Genomic DNA, 19,613 nt, shown 5'->3' with positions numbered 1-19,613 from the left:
TTATACATAATTGCTCATTAACCATTCATTTTTATTATTATATATGATAAAAATAATAAATCACTCTTATAACTTATTTATACTCGATTTTAGCTCAATTTTTAATTGCTATTTTCTGACAGTAAGCGCATAATAAAAACATAAAAAATTGAATATGAAAGAAGGTATTTTGATTTATGTCTAACAATTTACAAAGAGAATTAAGCAATAGGCATGTACAGCTTATTGCAATTGGTGGGGCAATTGGTACTGGTTTGTTTTTAGGCGCAGGCGAAACCATTCATTCAGCTGGTCCCTCAATACTACTTACCTATATTATTATAGGATTAATTCTATTTTTATTTATGAGAGCTTTAGGTGAAATACTACTTTCAAATACTGATTTTCACTCATTCGCAGATGTTACGCATACATATATAGGTCCCTTTGCTGGATACGTAACAGGATGGACTTATTGGTTCTGTTGGATTGTTACAGGTATGGCAGAGGTTACAGCAGTAGCAAAATACATAAGTTTTTGGTTTCCAGACATTCCGACATGGATTACAGCATTATTTACAATACTCGTTTTAATGACGATGAACTTAATGACTGCTAAACTATTTGGAGAATTAGAATTTTGGTTTTCAATCATCAAAATTACGACAATCGTAGCATTAATAATTGTAGGTGTTATCATGATTGTCATGGCTTATAACACACCATATGGTACAGCATCTATCACGCACATATGGGACCACGATGGCATCTTTCCAAATGGTATGAATGGATTCTTCCTATCATTCCAAATGGCTGCATTCTCATTTGTAGGAATTGAATTAATCGGTGTAACAGCCGGAGAAACGAAAGACCCTCACAAAACAATTCCTAGAGCGATTAATAGCGTACCTATCCGCATTATGATTTTTTATGTGGGGTCATTAATTATCATCATGTCTATTACACCATGGGATCAAATAGATCCTGCAGAGAGTCCATTTGTTAAATTATTTGGTCTTATAGGCATACCAATTGCAGCAGCAATTATTAATTTCGTTGTGCTTACAGCTGCAGCTTCATCTTGTAATAGCGGTATATTCTCTAATAGTAGAATGCTGTATGGTCTCTCTCAAAATGGACAAGCTAATAAGAGGTTTGGGCAAACAAATAAATCAGGCGTCCCTTATAAAGCAACATTTTTCAGTTGTTTCTTATTAATGATATCTGTTCTTCTAAACTATATGATTAAAGATGCTGGAGAAGTATTTAAATATGTAACTTCTGTATCAACAGTATTATTTTTAGTCGTATGGTCATTGATTATTATTGCTTATATTAGATATCGTAAAATTTCTCCAGAGTTAAATAAATCATCAAAATTTAAATTACCTGGTGGTGTTCCAGTAGCATGGATAACTTTAATCTTCTTTATATTTGTATTCGTACTATTAATGACGAATAAAGTTACTTTAATTGCTATATTGATTACACCTATTTGGTTCATCTTTTTAACTTTGATGTATTTTAATCAGAAGAGAAAAGGGTTTAAACCTCAATAATACAAAACGTCTCATTCCACTGATTTATTCAGTGAAATGAGACGTTATTTTTATAAAATCTTACGATTTTGAAAGTGCATGCTGTATGTTGCAAGACTACCCAAACTAATATGCTGTTTCTTGTATCATTATAGTAAAAAGAGCGTAAATTCTTGAAAACCAAGAATTTACGCTCTTTTATATTAATCTAAGATGTTAATGTCCTAGACGCTTTTATTTTTGATATGAAATTATAGTACGTTAGCATATCCTTCATAAATTTTATGTTGTTTTGGATCTAATGTGATTAATGTGCCATCTACTATTTTTTGACGAGCTTCTTCTACGCCAACGATCGTTGCAACACCTAAGTTAAGTCCAACTACAGCTGCGTGAGATGTTAATCCACCTTCTTCAGTTACAATTCCTTTAGCATTTTCTAAATAAGGAACCATTTCTGCATCAGTTGATTGTGTTACGACGATTGATTCACTTAAATCTTTACCTTTTAAGTCTTCTGCTGAATTAACAACGACAGCTTTACCTACTGTTGAATTATGACCAATTCCTTGACCTTTAGCTAATTCATCACCAACTAAATGTATTTTCATTAAGTTAGTTGTACCCGATTCACCAGTTGGTACACCTGCTGTAATGATGATTAAGTCACCATTATCAACTAATCCAGTATTAACTGCTGTCGAAACTGCATTATTTAATAATTCATCAGTCGTTTGTTTACCTTTTTTAACTACTGGTAATACACCCCATACTAATGTCATATGACGAGCAGTTGTTTCGTTTGGTGTAACTGCAATAATATGTGATTGTGGTCTATATTTAGAGATTGTTTGTGCAGTAGCACCACTTTCAGTAGCAGCAACGATTGACTCTACATTTAAGTTTAAAGCCGTATGTGCAACTGATACACCAATAGCATTAACTAAATTCGTATCGATCATTTTAGAACGATCTGATAATAATTTTTTGTAATCTTGTGCTTCTTCAGCTGCAACTGCGATATTTTGCATAGTACGTACCGCTTCTTCTGGATATAATCCAGCTGCTGTTTCACCAGATAACATAACTGCATCTGAACCGTCATAAATTGCGTTTGCAACGTCACTCGCTTCAGCTCTTGTACAACGAGGATTTCTTTGCATTGAATCTAACATTTGAGTAGCTGTAATAACAGGTTTACCTAATTTATTACATTTTTGGATTAATTGTTTTTGAACCATAGGAACTGCTTCTGGTAAAATTTCAACACCCATATCACCACGAGCTACCATTAAACCATCTGAAACTTGAAGGATCTCATCAATGTTATCGATACCTTCTTCATTTTCGATTTTAGGAATAATTTTAATTGTGTTATTTTCTTTTTCTTCTAAAATTGAACGAATATCTAAAACATCAGATGAACGTCTAACGAAACTTGCCGCAATAAAATCAACATTTTGGTCGATACCAAAACGAATATCACTAGCATCTTTATCAGTAATACCTGGTAGATTTACTTTAACACCTGGTAAGTTAACGCCTTTTTTATTTTTTAATTCTCCTGTATTCTCTACATGACAAACTACATCGCCTGTATTAACGTCAACAGATTTTACAGTTAGTTCAATTAAACCGTCATCAAGAAGAATTGTTGAACCAACTTCAACGTCTTCAGCTAATTTCTCGTAAGTAACAGAAAATGCTTCAGGTGTACCTTCTATTTCAGTTGTTTTAACTGTAACTTCACTACCTTTAGTAAGCTCAATTAAACCATTTTTCATATTATTAGTTCTGATTTCTGGGCCTTTAGTATCTAATAAAATACCAATGTTTTTATTTAATCTTGCACTTACTTTTCTAATTGTATCGATACGACCTTTATGTTCTTCATGACTACCGTGTGAGAAGTTTAATCTCGCAACGTTCATACCTGCAAGCATTAATTTTTCTAACATTTCTTCTGATTCTGATGCTGGACCTATCGTACATACAATTTTTGTCTTTCTCATTTTAAAATGACCTCCGTAAATTTTCTTTATTTAAATAGATAATTGATGCGCTAATTCATACATTTTGTTATCAATACTATGTTCAGCTTGGAATATTTCATCAAAATGTGTGCAAGTTAGCTTGTTTTGCTGGATACCAACTGCTTTTGCACTATCTCCTTGCATAAGCAGTTCCACTGCATATCCACCTAACCTTGAAGCTAACACTCTATCCATACCAGAAGGTGTTCCACCTCTTTGAATATGTCCTAGACATGAAACGCGCGTATCAATGTTGATGAATTTTTTCAACTCTTCACCACATTGATTGCCACTCATAACACCTTCAGCACATACAATAATAGAGTGTTTTTTGCCTCGATCCATACCTTGTTGGATTTTTTCAGCAATTTCTTCAATATCAGCTTTAACTTCTGGAATTAAAATTGTTTCAGCTCCAGCAGCAAGTCCTGACCACAATGCTAAATCTCCTGCATCTCTTCCCATAACTTCGATAATAAAAGTACGTTCATGACTTGATGCTGTATCCCTAATTTTATCAACAGACTCAATAATTGTATTAAGAGCCGTGTCAAATCCGATTGTAAAGTCTGTACCATTTATATCATTGTCGATTGTACCTGGAACACCGATAGTTTGAAGATTTTTAGCTTCTTCACTTAATCTTTGTGCACCTCGGTAACTCCCATCGCCGCCAATAACAACTAAACCTTCAATACCTCTTTTTTCAAGGTTCTCGATAGCTTTAGCACGAACTTCTTTCTCTTTAAATTCTGGACATCTTGCAGAATAAAGGAATGTTCCACCTCTTTGAATCATGTCACCTACTGAACCTAATTCAAGCTTTTCAATATTATCATTTATTAAGCCTAAGTAGCCTTGGTAAACACCATAAACTTCAATGTCATGATAAATAGCTTTACGAACAACCGCACGAATTGCTGCGTTCATCCCTGGTGAATCTCCACCACTCGTCAATACTGCAATTTTTTTCATAAATATACAGACCTCTCTTGTTATATGTTTGTTAATTTAAAAATAACACAAATAATTGCTTGATTCCATTAAAACTACTGTTATTTAAATATGTAAACGTCTTCTTGTACAAAGATTTCAACTTTTGTAATTTTTCAAAAATTGCAAACGCTTAATATTCATTTCTATTATGCATATATACATATAACAAAGAAAAAGAAAAGTCTTGTTAACAAGACTTTTCTTTTTCTAATATATTATTAATCAACATAACTTCCTATATTACGATACTTATTAAAGCGGTCTTCAACTAAACTTTCACCAGTTAAAGCTTTCAGTTCAGATAGATGATTTTCAAGTGACGTTTTAATAAGCGTAGCTTGATTTTCTAAATGTTTATGCGCACCACCAAATGGCTCTTCTACAACTTCATCAACTACACCTAATTTGAATAAATCAGGAGCTGTAATTTTCATCGTCTCTGCTGCCATTTGAGCTAAACCAGAATCTTTCCATAACAATGCTGCTGCACCTTCTGGAGAGATTACGGAATACGTACTATTTTCCAACATTAGTAAACGATTTGTTACACCTAAACCAAGTGCTCCACCGCTTCCACCTTCGCCTATCACGATTGATATAACTGGAACTGATAAAGAAGCCATTTCAACTAAATTTTTAGCGATTGACTCACTTTGACCTCGTTCTTCAGCAGCTTTACCTGGATAAGCACCTTTAGTATCAATAAATGTGATGATAGGACGGTTGAATTTTTCTGCTTGTTTCATAAGGCGTAAAGCTTTACGATAACCTTCTGGATGAGCCATGCCAAAGTTTCGGTAAATATTATCTTTCGTATCTTTACCTCTTTGGTGACCAATAACGGTTACTGGTAAGCCATTGAAATAAGCCAATCCACCTATTAAAGCAGGATCATCTCTAAATGTTCTGTCACCATGTAGTTCTATGAACTCATCAAATATGTATGGAATGTAATCCAAAGTTGTTGGTCGTTCTTGTAACCTAGCAACTTGTACTCTATCCCAAGGCTTTAAATTTTTATAGATTTGTTCTGTTTCTTTAGTTAAAGTCGCTTCTAATATTTCAATTTCATCTGCTAAATTGACACTATGTTTTTCTTGATAAGCTTTTAGTGAAACTATTTTTTCTTTAATTTCTTCTAAAGGTTTTTCAAATTCAAGCATTGTTACTCACCTCGTTATAATGCATCTTAAGAACAGTACTTAAAGTTTTATACATATCTTTACGATGTACAACTTTATCTAGCTGTCCATGTTCTAACAGAAATTCTGCAGTTTGAAAATCATCAGGTAGTTTCTCACTTATCGTTTGTTCAATAATTCTTCTACCAGCGAATCCTATCAATGCTTTTGGTTCTGCAAAATTCAAATCTCCAACTGATGCGAAACTTGCTGAAACGCCACCTGTTGTTGGGTGTGTCATATAAGAAATAAAGAGCAATCCTTTATCGCTATGTCGTTTAATTGAAACGCTTGTCTTAGCCATTTGCATAAGCGAAATAATACCTTCTTGCATTCTAGCGCCACCACTGGCTGTGAATAATACAAAAGGCAAGTTATGTTCTGTACAATAATCTACAATTCTACAAATCTTCTCTCCTACTACTGCACCCATACTACCCATTCTAAATCTAGAATCCATAACACAAATACCATAAGGGATACCTTCTATTTTAGTAACACCTGTTACAACGGCGTCATTTAGACCTGTTTTTTGTCTATCTTTTTCAAGTTTATCTTCATATCCAGGAAATTCTAATGGATTGGAAGCAGTCATACCTACATCAAATTCTTTAAATGCATCTTCATCACTTACAGCTTTAATTCTGTCATGAGCGGTTAAAGAAATATGATGATCACAATTAAAACAAACATTTAAATTTTGTACGAGTTCTTTCGTGTACATAATTTTTTTACATTTGGGACATTTAGTCATAATACCTTCAGGCACGTCATTATCTTTACTGTTTTGAACAGTTACATATTTCTTCTTTTTTTGGTTTCGATTGAACAAGTCTTTAAACATGTCACTATCCCCCTGATCTTATTTACAATTGTCTCTTTCAAATCTATCACTATATTGAGAGAGTAGTTTCCAAATCATATACATAATTTGATTATTATTAGAAGAAACAAGTTCTTCTTTTGACTTCGCTTCAGTAGTACTATGTTCTTCACAAAAGCTTTCTATCATCCATTTAAGCTCATTTATTTCATCTAATTGCGATTCGTTATGAATCAAAAATCTTCCGATTAAATCAAAAAGTTGGTGTTGGTACATATCACTTAAAAATGTACCTTCACCTCTTCTTGTGTGTATCACACCTAAAAGTTCTAAAGCTCTAAGTGCTTCTCTAATACTTGAACGTCCTACATTAAGTGCCTCACTTAAAAATCTTTCAGAAGGTAACTTTTCGCCCACTTGAATATTTTCTTCAACAATAATTGATTGAATTTGTTCAACAATCTTGATTAATCCTTTTTGCTTTTCTTTATCCAATGTGGAGTCTCCTTCCGAAATTATGATAAATCTGCTAATTCATAAGTTTTACGTTCAATTTCATCTAAATCGACTTCGATACGTGCTACACCTGATTCCATACCAGCTTTAGCAACAGCTCTAGCGACATATGGTGCAACTCTCGGATCAAATGGTCCAGGAATAACATAATCAGAACTCAATTCGTCTTCTGAAATTAAATTAGCGATCGCCTCAACTGCAGCACGCTTCATTTCTTCGTTAATATGAGTTGCTCTAATATCTAAAGAACCTCTAAAAATGCCAGGGAATGCTAATACGTTGTTAATTTGATTTGGAAAATCTGAACGTCCAGTACCAATTACTTTTGCACCAGCTTCTTTTGCAATATTAGGCATAATTTCAGGAACTGGATTAGCCATAGCAAATATAATTGGGTCTTCTGCCATAGTCTCAACTAAATCTTTAGTGAGGGCACCTTCAACTGATACGCCTACAAAAACATCAGCATCTTTAATCACATCTTCTAATTTTCCTTCGACGTTATCTTTGTTTGTCCATTTAGCTACGAAATCTTTTGTTGGATTCATTCCATATGGTCGTTCCTCATAAATTGCACCTCTGGAATCACACATAATCATATTTCTTACGCCATAACTATATAATAATTTTATAATCGCGATACCGGCAGCACCAGCACCATTTAAAACAACTTTTATATCGGATAATTTTCTGTCAGTAATTTTGAGTGCATTTATTAATCCAGCAACTGTTACAATGGCTGTACCGTGCTGATCATCATGAAATACAGGTATTTTAGTTTCTTTTTTAAGTCTTTCTTCAATTTCAAAACATCTTGGAGCTGAAATATCCTCTAAGTTAACGCCACCATAGTTTGGCTCTAAAAGTTTAACAGTATTCACAATTTCATCTACATCCGTTGTGTTTAACGCAATTGGTATACCATCTACGCCAGCAAAGCTTTTAAATAATACAGCTTTACCTTCCATTACTGGGATACTCGCTTCAGGACCAATATCACCAAGCCCTAATACGGCTGTTCCATCAGTTATAACTGCAACAGCGTTAGATTTCATCGTGTAATCATATACTTTGCGTACATCTTCATGGATATCTTTACAAGGTTCAGCTACTCCTGGTGAATAAGCAAGACTTAATTCTTCTTTGTTTGTAACTTTAACTTTTGCGTAAACGCCTAATTTACCTTGTTTTTCTTTATGCATATATAAAGCATCGTCTCTTAATGACAAAATAATCATCCCTTCATAATATGTATCTATCCTATTATTATACATGAAATTTTATTATTTAAATTAAAAAATTCTCCACAGTGGTCAGACCACCATGAAGAATACTATATCATACATTATTTAATTAATAAAGACTATAAAAGACGCACATTTTCATATCCTACTATATTAATAAATTCTTCAAAATTACCCTTGTTTAAATTTAAATATCCAAGTGATTTTGAAGTATAATTATCATCATTAAAGTATGTGACTTTAATATCACTCGCCTCTGAACGTGTTACCCATTCATCAAGCGTGGTAATATTTCGAACGACAACTTCTTTTGTCGTTTCTAATTTTTGTTGCTTAAATGCGTCTAAAGTTTCAATACCATTTATGATAATTTGAGTTTTGCCATTTCTTTTCTCAAACTTACCTCTAATAATAATCGGCACATTTGTAATTTCAGTTGATTCAATCAGTTTATACGCATCAGGGAATATGACACCTTCCACTTCATTGACACCATCTATTAAATTGACAAAAGCCATATTTTGACCCTTTTTAGTTCTGATTTTTCGTAATGAAGATATCATGACCAACATAGGTACTTTATCATTTTGTATGCCAATTGGATAAATGGATAAGTATTGATGTTGCTTAAATAAAGAAAGTATTGGATGCTCTGTTGCATAAAATCCTAAATACTCTTTCTCATATTCACTTTTCATGAGATCAGGCATTTCTTCAACTTCTTTAAATTCTTTTTTTACATTCAATCCTAATTCAGCAAGTAAATTATTGGCATCTCCAACTGATTCACTCCTTTCATATATATCGTCAATCGACTGAAGCATAGTAGCTCTAGTTTGGCCAAAATCATCTAATGAACCAGCATAAATCAGTGCTTGTATCATCTTTTTGCTTTTCACTTTACTAGGTAGCCTATGGACGATATCATACATATCTTTATACTGACCATTTGTCTTTCTTTCATCAACGATACTTTTAACACTTTGATAACCGACGCTTTTTATAGCACCAAGTGATGTGTAAATACCGTCTGAAGTAGCTTTATAGAACCATTCACTATGATTAATTGATGGTGGATAAATTTTAACACCAATTCTTTTTAATTCAGTAACCATCTGTTCTGTTTTCACTTCGTTACCTACTACATTCGACAAGATAGCAGCGTAAAAATATGTCGGATAATGGACTTTTAAAAATGTCATAATGTAAGCTATTTTACTGTATGCAACAGCATGCGCTTTCGGATAACCATAGTCAGCAAATTTAAGTATTAAATCAAATATTTTAATTGCTGTGGATTCCTCGTAACCTCGTTTTATATTTCCATTAACGAAATGCTTTCTTTCATTTTCTAATGCCGCTCTATTTTTCTTACTCATCGCTCTTCTTAAAATATCCGCTTCACCATATGAAAAACCTGCGAACTTACTCGCAATCTGCATAATTTGTTCTTGATAAATAATAACACCATAAGTTGATTTCAAAATACTTTCTAAATCAGGATGTAAATATTCGATTTTTTCATTTTGTCTACGTCTCTTAATATATGTCGGAATTTCTTCCATTGGACCAGGTCTATATAAAGAAGTTACAGCGACGATATCTAAAAAATGATCAGGCTTTAATCTTTTTAATACACTTCGCACACCTTGAGACTCAAGTTGGAATATACCTGTCGTTTCCCCTTTTGATAAAAGTTGAAATACTTTAGGATCGTCAAAAGGTATTTTTTCAATATCAACGCTTTGCTTTTCTTGATATTTAACTTGATTAACAACTTGCTGGATGATGGATAAATTTCTCAATCCAAGGAAGTCTATTTTCAACAAACCAATTTTTTCAGTCTCTGTCATTGTCCATTGTGTTAACACACCTGTATCACCCATCATGGTAGGTATAAACTGATGTAATGATTGATCATTTATAATAATACCCGCGGCATGTGTAGAAGTATGTCTAGGTAATCCCTCAAGCTGTTTGCTAAGTTCAAACCACTTTTCATGTAAATGATTTTGACTAACAAATTGTTGAAATTCCTCATTCTCATATGCTTCATCTAAAGTAATGCCGAGTTTATGAGGTATCAATTTTGAAATATAATTTAACGTTGCATCATCAAATTGGAGTATTCTTCCAACATCTCTAGCAACCGCTCTTGCTTGTAAGTGACCATATGTAACTATCCCTGCTACACGATTATCTCCATACTTTTCTTGAACATATTGAATGACTTTATCTCTTTTTGTATCTTGAAAATCAATATCAATATCAGGCATTGTTACACGTTCAGGATTTAAAAATCGTTCAAATAACAAATCAAATTCTATAGGGTCAATAGTTGTTATATTTAAAATATAACTCACAAGAGAACCACCCGATGATCCACGTCCAGGACCAACAAGTACACCTTGTTCTTTCGCATATTGAATTAAATCACTAACAATTAAAAAGTAATCTGCATACCCCATTGAAATAATGATGTCATATTCATATTTTAATCTTTTTTCATATACTTCATTAAACTGGGGATATTTTTCTTTGTTAATTAAGAGCAATTCCCATAGATAGTCATTACTCGTCTTATTCTCTGGTGTTTTAAACTTTGGTAATAAATCTTGGTGATATGTAATTTCAACATGACACTTTTGCGCTATTTCATCACTGTTTTGGATGTAATCGTCTGCAACATCGAGTGCGGCTATCTCATCGTTCGTTAAAAAATGGTGGTTCAAATTTTTATTAAAGTCACTCATTGTTAACTTTTCATTATTTTTAATAGCTTTTAACCCAATCAAACTATCTCCATCATTTTGATTTAAATATAGCGTAGATTTTATATAGACGTTTTTATGCATTGAATCAACTGTAGAATCATGAGAAAGGTATTTATCTTCATCATCTATACTAATGGCGTTGAATAAATAAGCATTATCTGGGCCAAGATGTTTTGCAATAATGATTAATCCTTCTGAATAAGTATTTAACCATTCAACAGGTGTTGAGAAACGCTCTTTTATAGATAAGGCTGACGATAGCTTAATGAGGTTATGATAACCAATATTATTTTTGGCTAATACAACACATTCAACTTGATTAAGTTGGTCATCTAAATATATCGTTAAACCAAAAATCGGTTTTATATTTTCTTTGATACATTCATCATAAAATTGTAATGCGCCGTGCATGACATTTAAATCTGTTAAAGCAAGCGCTTGATAATTTTCATTTTTAGCTTTTTTTACGACATCCGAAATTCTAATGCTTGAATTTAACAAATCATAAGACGAATGAATATTTAAATGACTTACCATGCGCTATACCTCCTATATTTCAGATTTAATGTCAGCTGCTAATGCTTCAAATTCTTCCCAACTATACACTGATGCGCCAGAAGCATTAGGGTGTCCTCCACCGTTATACTTAGCAGCTATATGATTAATTTGAATACCCTTAGAACGGATTCTACATCTAATTTCTTTACCTTCATCTACTGCAAACACCCAAGCTTTAAGTCCTTTAATGTCTGAAACAGTATTAACAAATAATGATGCTTCGTTAGGTTTTAAATCAAATTGTTCAAGAATGTCTTTCGTAATTTTAATAGAACAAAAACCTTCGCCATCGTATTTGAAGTTTTGAAGTATATAACCTTGAAAATGTAATAACTCAGGATCACGTTCGCTTAATTGATTGAGTAGTTTATTGCGTTCAAATTCTTTAGTCATTAATTGAGCGGCTACTTCCATCGTATGTGTCGTCGTATTGTCGAATAAGAATCTTCCAGTGTCACCGACGATACCTAAATATAATACTCTACTTGCACGTTCACTTACGTTTGAATCATTCAAATTCCACGCTGTATTTAAATCAAATATCATTTCACTTGTAGATGATGCACTTGTATTCACGAAATTAATGTCCGCATATGAATCAACTGGTGGATGATGATCAATTTTAATTAATGCTTCACCTGTACTATAGCGCTCATCGTCAATTCTAGGAGCGTTAGCCGTGTCACATACGATAACTAATGCGTCATGATAAGTATCATCAGATATATCATCTAACTCACCTATAAACTCCAACGTAGGTTCCGATTGTCCGACTGCGTATATTTTTTTCTCAGGGAAAGTATCTTGTAAAATATATTTCAATCCTAATTGTGAACCGTAAGCATCAGGATCTGGTCTCACATGTCTATGTATAATAATTGTTTCGTATTGCTTAATTTTATTTAATATTTCTTCCATTGTTATCCTTCTTTCTATATATTTACTTATATTTTATTAATTGATATAATTCGACTTGGTAGGAGGAATCGAAAATGTCACCTGAAATTATGTCTACATTCGTTGCTTTAGCAGTAACAGTCATGATACTAGCTTTAATATTTGCTATTTTAAATCTTGCTCGTTCACTTAGAACTAAGCGCGACGTTAGAAAAGCTTATCATAAAGCTCGCTCAAGGTTTTATTTTGGTATATTTATGATTGCATTTGCAGTTGACCAAGTATTGTTATTTCCAACTTTAGTAACGTATATTATTGTTTTAGTATTATTATTCTTTGGTATTTTGAATATGATTTATGGTTATAAAGCGAGCAAATACTTTAAAGGTAACTTACCCATCGAAAATAAAGCATGGGAAGAGTTCGAACAACAAAAGCATAAATAATACATTTAAAAGCGTTATTATAACGCTTTTTTATTTTTCGAGAATTTGACACATGAGCAACGCTTTAGCTACAGTCGCACTTCCACTCACCATCGTTACTTCAAATTTCGCGAACAACCGACCTATATCTAATGTCGTAACCTTAACTTCTACATCATCATCAATTTGTACGGTTTTTAAATAATATATATCTATATGTTCAATCATAAATTCTGATTTTTTCATTTTCCTTATTTCATAACGCAAAGCTTCTTCTATAACTGCGAGGTATACTGATTTCGTCATCATCCCAAACTGATTTGTCAGTTGAGGAGAAATGTTTACAACAACGTTATCATTATTCATCGTTATTTGTTTTGCAATTTGATCATGAATCGTTTCACCGATTTGTGGCTGTCTACTCATTAACTGCATCGTTTTTAATACACCTTCTCTTGAAATGATACCAATTAATTCTTTAGAATTTGAAACAACCGGTAATAATTCAATACCTTCCCAAATCATTAAATGTGCACATGTCGCAATAGTTGTATTCAAATGTGCAACTATTGGTGTTTTAGTCATTAATGTTTTAACACTTTTATCTGGCTCTTCATTTACAATATCTTTACTCGTTAAAATACCAACAACTTTCGTTTCATTATCAACTATAGGAAAACGAGTATGTGAAGTAAGCTGTGATAATTCATTCCAATCTTTAACTTTTTGTGTGTCATCAAGATAAGATGTGGATTCTATCGGTATCATAATATCTTCAACCATGAGTATTTCTTTTTTAATCATTTGGTCATATATAGCTCGGTTAATTAAATTTGCCACTATAAAGGTATCGTAATTTGATGAAATAATGGGCAGTTCATATTCATCAGCATATTCAATGATTTCCTCGTTTGCTTCAAATCCTCCAGTGATAAGTACAGCAGAACCTCTTTTTAAAGCTTCCATTTGCACATCAGCTCTGTTACCAACTATAAGCAAAGTGTTCTTCGTTAAATATTTTACAACATCATTGAGCTCCATCGCACCTATTGCGAATTTGGATAGCGTTTTATATAAACCTTGCTTTCCACCTAATACTTGTCCATCTACTATTTTAACGATTTCGTTAAACGTTAAATTTTCAATTTGCTCTCGAGTCTTGCGTTCAATTCTAACAGTACCTACTCTATCGATTGAAGCAACAAGTCCTTGGTTATCCGCTTCTTTTATTGCACGATAAGCTGTTCCTTCTGATACATTTAAATCTTTTGCAATCTGCCTGACAGAGATTTTATGTCCAACAGATAACGACTCAATGTACTTAATAATTTGTTCATGTTTCGTCATGTTTATACCCTCTATCAAATTTTAATGAATTACTTACTATTATACATTCTTAAGCACTTAAATGATATGTTTACAAAAGAAAAATGACTGCTTATATAAGCAGTCATTTTGGATATCTCAGACTGTCAACAAAGTCACTTAAAGTGAACTTGTTGACGATTTTTTAGTAAATGGCATGATATGTTTTAAAATCTACGATTTTGTTCGTGCATGCTTGCCTAGGGGTATGGCTCGAGCCTGTAGTCTCTCACTCATACTATTCCCCTGGGCGTCAGCACTTTACAAAATCGTGGAGAATAGTATAAAGATTTATTGCTATTTATCATGTGGACCTTCACTTGATAAATTCAAAATAAAATTTAACATAGAATCAACTCCTAAATAAAATTTAATCATTTTTATAATATGATTTGCTAATATTCGGTATTTTTTTAGCGCTGACTCCTGCGGGAACAGCATGATTCGAAGACTACAGGCTGAGAACATGCCCGCGGAAAGCATGCGCATAAAAAAATGCCAGCAAAGTCTAAAACTTTATCGACACTCTGTGATATGTTTACAAAAGAAAAATGACTGCTTTTATAAGCAGTCATTTTGAATATCTATATTATAATTCAACGTATTCACCAGGTTTTAAAATACTTACTTCCGCTTCGGTTACAGCTTTTTCAAAATCTTTTGGATCTTGTTTAATATAATCGAAAGTATCATAGTGTATCGGAACGACTTTTTTAGGTTTAATAAACTCATTAATTGCATAACTAGCATCGTCAATTCCCATTGTGAAATTATCTCCAATCGGAATAAAGCATAAATCTACTGGATGTCTGTCAGCGATTAACTTCATGTCACTAAATAACCCAGTATCTCCTGTGTGATAAATGGTACCAGCTTCCGTTTCTAAAACAATACCAGTTGGCATACCTAAATATACAATTTCACCATTCTCTTCTGTGAAACTATTACTATGAAATGCTTGTACATATTTAACTTTACCGAAATTAAATTCAACGTTACCACCAATATTCATTGGATGTACGTTTTCAAGACCATGTTTATTTGATAAATAATCAAGTGCTTCTGGTAACGCAATTACTGTTGCACCAGTTCTTTTTGCAATACTTGCCGTATCACCTAAATGATCTCCGTGACCATGAGTTAAAATGATATAATCAACTTCTACTTCATCTGCCTTTAAATCCGACAGTGGATTTCCTGTAATAAATGGATCCACAATCACTTTATATCCTTTACTTTCAAAATAGATTACTGATTGTCCATGAAATGATACTTTCATGAATCTCCCTCCTCACATTGTCTTTTCCGTATATTATATACCCTAAATTTGAATTAATGAATCAAGAAGTCTAAAATAATATTGTAAGAAAGAGAACTGGGAGGCAAAATTATGAAACGTAATGAAATCACAACATTTTTAAATGAAAAAGGTGCTGATGCAGCATGGATAACAACACCATTAAACATATTTTATTTAACGGGATATTTATCAGAACCTCATGAACGTCTATTTAGTTTATTAATTAGTAAAGATGGCGATGAAACTTTATTTTGTCCAAAAATGGAAGTTGAAGAAGCTAAAAATGCTGGGTTTACAGGCAATATTGTAGGTTATTTAGATACTGAATCAGCTTTTGATTTAATCGATCAGCAATCTTATAAAACATTCGCAATTGAATCTGAGCACTTATCAGTAAAAAGACTTCGCGAAGTTGAAAAAGCTTTTAATGTAGAAACAATCATTGATATTGACCAAGTAATGAAAGACATTAGAAATGTTAAAGCAGATAATGAAATTGAATTGTTACAAGAAGCGGCTAAGTATGCAGATTTAGCTATTCAAGCTGGTGTAGATAAATTAGAAGAAGGCGTAACTGAAATCGAAGTATTAAACCACATTGAAACAACAATGAAACAACATGGCATTTCTAAAATGAGTTTCGATACTATGGTGCTATTTGGAGATCACGCAGCTGCCCCACACGGTACACCTGGAGATAGAACATTAAACAACAATGAATATGTACTCTTTGATTTAGGTGTCATTTATAAAGGTTATTGTTCTGATATAACGAGAACAGTTCCGTTTGGTACACCATCAGATAAAGCTAAAGAAATATACAATATCGTACTTGATGCTAATAAACAAGCTATAAAAATGATTAAACCTGGCGCTAAAATTTCAGATTGCGATAAAGTAGCAAGAGACATTATAAGCAATGCTGGATACGGTGAATACTTCCCTCATCGACTTGGTCATGGACTTGGATTAAGCGTTCACGAATTCCCTGACATTTCTAGTACAAATGCAGATGAATTCAAAGAAGGAATGGTATTAACGATTGAACCTGGCATTTATGTTCCTCGTGTTGCTGGCGTTAGAATTGAAGACGATATTGTTGTAACTAAAGATGGTCATAAAATTTTAACGAGTTATCAAAAATGATCAAAGAATCTTGTGTAGAAACAATCTCTCAAATTGAGCACGCTATTAAAAATGGTGCAAATAGAATAGAGCTATGTGACAACCTATCAGTAGGAGGAACAACGCCAAGTTACGGTATAGTTAAAATCGCAGTAGAAATGTGTCATCAGAACAATGTAGAAGTCGCAATTATGATTAGACCACGCGGCGGAGATTTCAACTATAGCTACTTTGAATATGAAGTTATGAGACAAGATATTATTCAGCTAAAGGAATTAAATGTAGATGCATTTGTATTTGGCTGCTTAGATGAAAACGGACGCTTAGATGAATGGAAAATGAAAGCTTTAAAAGAAACATCTGGCAACGTTCCAGCCGTTTGTCATATGGCATTTGATACAATTAATCCTTACAATCAGCTTAAATCATTAGATTGGTTAATTAATCAGCAATTCGAACGTTTATTAACACATGGAGGACCAAGTGAAAGTTCGATATTTGATAATCTAAATCATCTTGGCAAATTGTTAATTCACTCTAAAGGAAATATCACAATCATGCCAGGTGGCGGATTAAATAGAGATAACCTATCAACACTTGTAGAAGACATCCCTTTCGATGAAGTACACGGTACACAAATCGTATAGAATTGCTAACATCCATAACTATTCGTTTACAAATCTTGCGATTTTGAAAGTGCATGCTTGCCTAGGGGTATGGTTCGAGCCTGTAGTCTCTCTCTCATACTATTCCCCCGGGCATCAGCACTTTACAAAATCGCGAGGAATAATTAAGTAAAATTAGGATTACAATGTTCAGTGAGCGATTCGGACGAAATCTAAAGTAAATAAATTGGTTTAACTTTAATGGCTACCAAATTTAATCATGATAATAAAAAGAGCGTAGATTCTTAAAAAATAAGAATTTACGCTCTTTTATATTAATCTAGGTTATTTATGTCTAGACTTTGTTTTATTTTAATACTTCTTGATAAGGTGTATATTCTTTATCAAATGCTTTCGCTACTTCTTCATAAGTTAATTTACCATGAATCGTATTTAAGCCTTTTGCTAAAGCTTCGTTATCTTGACAAGCTTTCACATAGCCTTTGTTTGCTAGTTGAATTGCATATGGTGTAGTTGCATTGTTTAATGCAATTGTAGATGTTCGAGGTACAGCTCCAGGCATATTAGCAACTGCATAATGAACAACACCGTGTTTAACGTAAGTTGGATCATCATGTGTTGTAATTCTATCTGATGTTTCGAATGAACCACCTTGGTCAATTGCGATATCTACTAATACTGAACCTGGTCTCATTTTTTTAACCATATCTTCAGTTACAAGCTTTGGTGCTTTTGCTCCTGGAATAAGTACTGAGCCAATTACTAAATCACTTTCCACTACTGCTTCTTCAATATTTAATGGTGATGACATCATTGTTTGTACACTAGAACCAAATAAATCATCTAATTGTTGTAAGCGTGTTGGATTTAAATCGATAATCGTTACATCTGCACCTAGACCAACTGCCATTTTAGCTGCATTTGTTCCAGCTTGACCGCCTCCGATTATTGTCACTTTGCCTCGTTTAACACCCGGAACACCCGATAATAGTATACCAATTCCACCATTAGTTTTTTGAAGAAATTGAGCGCCGATTTGTGTCGACATTCTACCTGCAACTTCACTCATTGGAGCTAATAATGGTAATGAACGATCGCTTAACTGTACAGTCTCGTATGCTATTGATGTCACTTCTTTTTCTAACAATGCATTTGTCAAAGATTCTTCTGCTGCTAAATGTAAGTATGTAAATAAAATTAAATCCTTTTTGAAAAATTGATATTCTTCTTTAAGTGGTTCTTTAACTTTCATAACCATATCTACATTCCACGCTTCTTGTTGGTTAACAATTTCTGCGCCAGATTGTTTATAATCTTCATCAGTAAATTGTGAACCAATTCCAGCTTCTGTTTCAACTTTAACCACATGTTTTTGTGCTATTAAACTAGCTACGCCACTAGGTGTTAATGCCACCCTGTTTTCATTATTTTTAATTTCTCTTGGTACCCCTATAATCATTTTACATTCCTCCTTGATTCAATCTTAACGCCACTAATTTGAAAGCGCAATCATTATTATTCAATTTTTATATTATCAATATTTTCTTAATTTTCTAAATCTTCTTACTACATTGATATCTTAACACATTTTTCATAAAGTTGGACAAGAAATTCTATTATTTAAAAGTTTATATTGTTATATTTTCAGAAAATTATGATATAATTAAACAAAAGAACTAGGAGGCGGTTTCAATGTTAAGTTACAAAAATATTTTAATAGCTGTAGATGGTTCAACTGAGTCAGAATGGGCATTCAACAAAGCTGTAGCTGTCGCTAAGCGTAATGATGCTAAATTAACAATCGTCAACGTTGTAGACTCTCGTTCATATGCAAGTGTCGAAGCCTACGATACTCAAATAGTAAATAAGGCAACAAGCTTTGCTGAAAGTTTATTATCTGGATATAAAGAATTTGCTGAAAAAAATGGTGTAAATAATGTAGCAACTAAACTTGAATTCGGTTCACCTAAAACTGTTATTCCAAAAAAATTAGCCGTTGAATTTGATGTAGACCTTATCATGTGTGGTACTTCAGGTTTAAATGCTGTTGAACGATTTATAGTCGGTTCAGTTTCTGAATCAATCGTAAGAAACTCACCATGTGATGTTTTAGTTATTAGAACTGAAACAATGCCTGATGATTTCGAACCAGTTGTAGCTACTAAAGAATTATTCGATGAACATCACGAAGGTAAATAATTTAATACAATTACAAAAAGCGTTCAGCCCATTA

16 protein-coding genes are annotated in these 19,613 nt (G+C 33.0%); 5 read left to right on the top strand and 11 right to left on the bottom strand.

The window, feature by feature from the left end; all coding sequences use genetic code 11:
* Positions 1–176: 176 nt before the first annotated feature.
* Positions 177–1,538: an amino acid permease gene (locus tag PYW35_RS05455; RefSeq protein WP_016910923.1), complete on the top strand. Its 1,362-nt coding sequence runs from the start codon at positions 177–179 to the stop codon at positions 1,536–1,538.
* A 230-nt stretch (positions 1,539–1,768) separates the two neighbouring features.
* On the opposite strand, the gene pyk is transcribed toward PYW35_RS05455, so the two are convergent.
* From pyk to PYW35_RS05415, 8 genes are all read right to left on the bottom strand, one after another.
* Positions 1,769–3,529: a pyruvate kinase gene (pyk, locus tag PYW35_RS05450; protein ID WP_016910924.1), complete on the bottom strand. Its 1,761-nt coding sequence runs from the start codon at positions 3,527–3,529 to the stop codon at positions 1,769–1,771.
* Between the two features lie 30 nt (positions 3,530–3,559).
* Complete coding sequence (gene pfkA, locus PYW35_RS05445; protein ID WP_016910925.1) at positions 3,560–4,525, bottom strand: 6-phosphofructokinase; 966 nt, start codon at positions 4,523–4,525, stop codon at positions 3,560–3,562.
* Positions 4,526–4,764: 239 nt separating this feature from the next.
* Positions 4,765–5,709, bottom strand: coding sequence for an acetyl-CoA carboxylase carboxyltransferase subunit alpha (locus PYW35_RS05440; RefSeq protein WP_016910926.1), 945 nt, complete (start codon positions 5,707–5,709; stop codon positions 4,765–4,767).
* Positions 5,702–6,571 (bottom strand): acetyl-CoA carboxylase, carboxyltransferase subunit beta, encoded by an 870-nt coding sequence (gene accD, locus PYW35_RS05435; protein ID WP_016910927.1) that lies wholly within the window; start codon positions 6,569–6,571, stop codon positions 5,702–5,704. Before accD ends, PYW35_RS05440 begins: the two co-directional genes overlap by 8 nt.
* A gap of 18 nt (positions 6,572–6,589) precedes the next feature.
* Positions 6,590–7,045 carry a FadR/GntR family transcriptional regulator gene (locus PYW35_RS05430; protein WP_016910928.1) on the bottom strand — a complete coding sequence of 152 codons (456 nt, stop codon included), beginning with the start codon at positions 7,043–7,045 and terminating at the stop codon, positions 6,590–6,592.
* Positions 7,046–7,065: 20 nt separating this feature from the next.
* Positions 7,066–8,295, bottom strand: a complete 1,230-nt coding sequence (gene ystJ / locus PYW35_RS05425; RefSeq protein ID WP_103322727.1) for an NADP-dependent malic enzyme — start codon at positions 8,293–8,295, stop codon at positions 7,066–7,068.
* Positions 8,296–8,429: 134 nt separating this feature from the next.
* Positions 8,430–11,621, bottom strand: a complete 3,192-nt coding sequence (locus tag PYW35_RS05420; RefSeq protein ID WP_103322684.1) for a DNA polymerase III subunit alpha — start codon at positions 11,619–11,621, stop codon at positions 8,430–8,432.
* Between the two features lie 12 nt (positions 11,622–11,633).
* A complete protein-coding gene (locus PYW35_RS05415) occupies positions 11,634–12,560 on the bottom strand; it encodes a DHH family phosphoesterase (protein WP_103322685.1) in 927 nt (308 codons plus the stop codon).
* A 74-nt stretch (positions 12,561–12,634) separates the two neighbouring features.
* Between PYW35_RS05415 and PYW35_RS05410 the strand changes: the two genes are divergently transcribed.
* Positions 12,635–12,985: a YtpI family protein gene (locus PYW35_RS05410; protein WP_016910931.1), complete on the top strand. Its 351-nt coding sequence runs from the start codon at positions 12,635–12,637 to the stop codon at positions 12,983–12,985.
* Between the two features lie 30 nt (positions 12,986–13,015).
* Here PYW35_RS05410 and PYW35_RS05405 read toward each other — a convergent pair whose 3' ends face one another.
* Entirely contained in the window at positions 13,016–14,311 is a 1,296-nt protein-coding gene (locus PYW35_RS05405) for a DRTGG domain-containing protein (protein WP_103322686.1), read from the bottom strand.
* Positions 14,312–14,918: 607 nt separating this feature from the next.
* Positions 14,919–15,608 (bottom strand): metal-dependent hydrolase, encoded by a 690-nt coding sequence (locus PYW35_RS05400; RefSeq protein WP_103322687.1) that lies wholly within the window; start codon positions 15,606–15,608, stop codon positions 14,919–14,921.
* A 111-nt stretch (positions 15,609–15,719) separates the two neighbouring features.
* On the opposite strand from PYW35_RS05400, the gene PYW35_RS05395 reads away from it, so the two are divergent.
* Both PYW35_RS05395 and PYW35_RS05390 read left to right on the top strand, forming a co-directional pair.
* Complete coding sequence (locus PYW35_RS05395; protein ID WP_103322688.1) at positions 15,720–16,775, top strand: M24 family metallopeptidase; 1,056 nt, start codon at positions 15,720–15,722, stop codon at positions 16,773–16,775.
* Positions 16,772–17,401, top strand: a complete 630-nt coding sequence (locus tag PYW35_RS05390) for a copper homeostasis protein CutC (protein WP_103322689.1) — start codon at positions 16,772–16,774, stop codon at positions 17,399–17,401. The genes PYW35_RS05395 and PYW35_RS05390 overlap by 4 nt, the downstream gene beginning before the upstream one ends.
* A 325-nt stretch (positions 17,402–17,726) precedes the next feature.
* Here the strand turns inward: PYW35_RS05390 and ald are convergent, their stop codons facing one another.
* Positions 17,727–18,839: an alanine dehydrogenase gene (gene ald, locus PYW35_RS05385; RefSeq protein ID WP_016912736.1), complete on the bottom strand. Its 1,113-nt coding sequence runs from the start codon at positions 18,837–18,839 to the stop codon at positions 17,727–17,729.
* Positions 18,840–19,072: 233 nt separating this feature from the next.
* On the opposite strand from ald, the gene PYW35_RS05380 reads away from it, so the two are divergent.
* Positions 19,073–19,579: a universal stress protein gene (locus tag PYW35_RS05380; RefSeq protein ID WP_016912737.1), complete on the top strand. Its 507-nt coding sequence runs from the start codon at positions 19,073–19,075 to the stop codon at positions 19,577–19,579.
* Positions 19,580–19,613 lie beyond the last annotated feature (34 nt).

The organism is Mammaliicoccus vitulinus (genome assembly GCF_029024305.1).
In the GTDB taxonomy this organism is placed as follows: domain Bacteria; phylum Bacillota; class Bacilli; order Staphylococcales; family Staphylococcaceae; genus Mammaliicoccus; species Mammaliicoccus vitulinus.
Note: the sequence above shows the minus strand (reverse complement) of the source record. Positions and strands in the feature narration are given on the sequence as shown.

Bases quoted from the DNA above. Each gene is read 5' to 3' on its own strand.
- PYW35_RS05410 (WP_016910931.1), top strand. From the start codon at position 12,635: ATGTCACCTGAAATTATGTCTACATTCGTTGCTTTAGCAGTAACAGTC.
- ald (WP_016912736.1), bottom strand. From the start codon at position 18,839: ATGATTATAGGGGTACCAAGAGAAATTAAAAATAATGAAAACAGGGTG.
- PYW35_RS05405 (WP_103322686.1), bottom strand. From the start codon at position 14,311: ATGACGAAACATGAACAAATTATTAAGTACATTGAGTCGTTATCTGTT.
- pyk (WP_016910924.1), bottom strand. From the start codon at position 3,529: ATGAGAAAGACAAAAATTGTATGTACGATAGGTCCAGCATCAGAATCA.
- accD (WP_016910927.1), bottom strand. From the start codon at position 6,571: ATGTTTAAAGACTTGTTCAATCGAAACCAAAAAAAGAAGAAATATGTA.
- pfkA (WP_016910925.1), bottom strand. From the start codon at position 4,525: ATGAAAAAAATTGCAGTATTGACGAGTGGTGGAGATTCACCAGGGATG.
- PYW35_RS05415 (WP_103322685.1), bottom strand. From the start codon at position 12,560: ATGGAAGAAATATTAAATAAAATTAAGCAATACGAAACAATTATTATA.
- PYW35_RS05395 (WP_103322688.1), top strand. From the start codon at position 15,720: ATGAAACGTAATGAAATCACAACATTTTTAAATGAAAAAGGTGCTGAT.
- PYW35_RS05440 (WP_016910926.1), bottom strand. From the start codon at position 5,709: ATGCTTGAATTTGAAAAACCTTTAGAAGAAATTAAAGAAAAAATAGTT.
- PYW35_RS05380 (WP_016912737.1), top strand. From the start codon at position 19,073: ATGTTAAGTTACAAAAATATTTTAATAGCTGTAGATGGTTCAACTGAG.
- PYW35_RS05420 (WP_103322684.1), bottom strand. From the start codon at position 11,621: ATGGTAAGTCATTTAAATATTCATTCGTCTTATGATTTGTTAAATTCA.
- PYW35_RS05455 (WP_016910923.1), top strand. From the start codon at position 177: ATGTCTAACAATTTACAAAGAGAATTAAGCAATAGGCATGTACAGCTT.
- PYW35_RS05400 (WP_103322687.1), bottom strand. From the start codon at position 15,608: ATGAAAGTATCATTTCATGGACAATCAGTAATCTATTTTGAAAGTAAA.
- PYW35_RS05390 (WP_103322689.1), top strand. From the start codon at position 16,772: ATGATCAAAGAATCTTGTGTAGAAACAATCTCTCAAATTGAGCACGCT.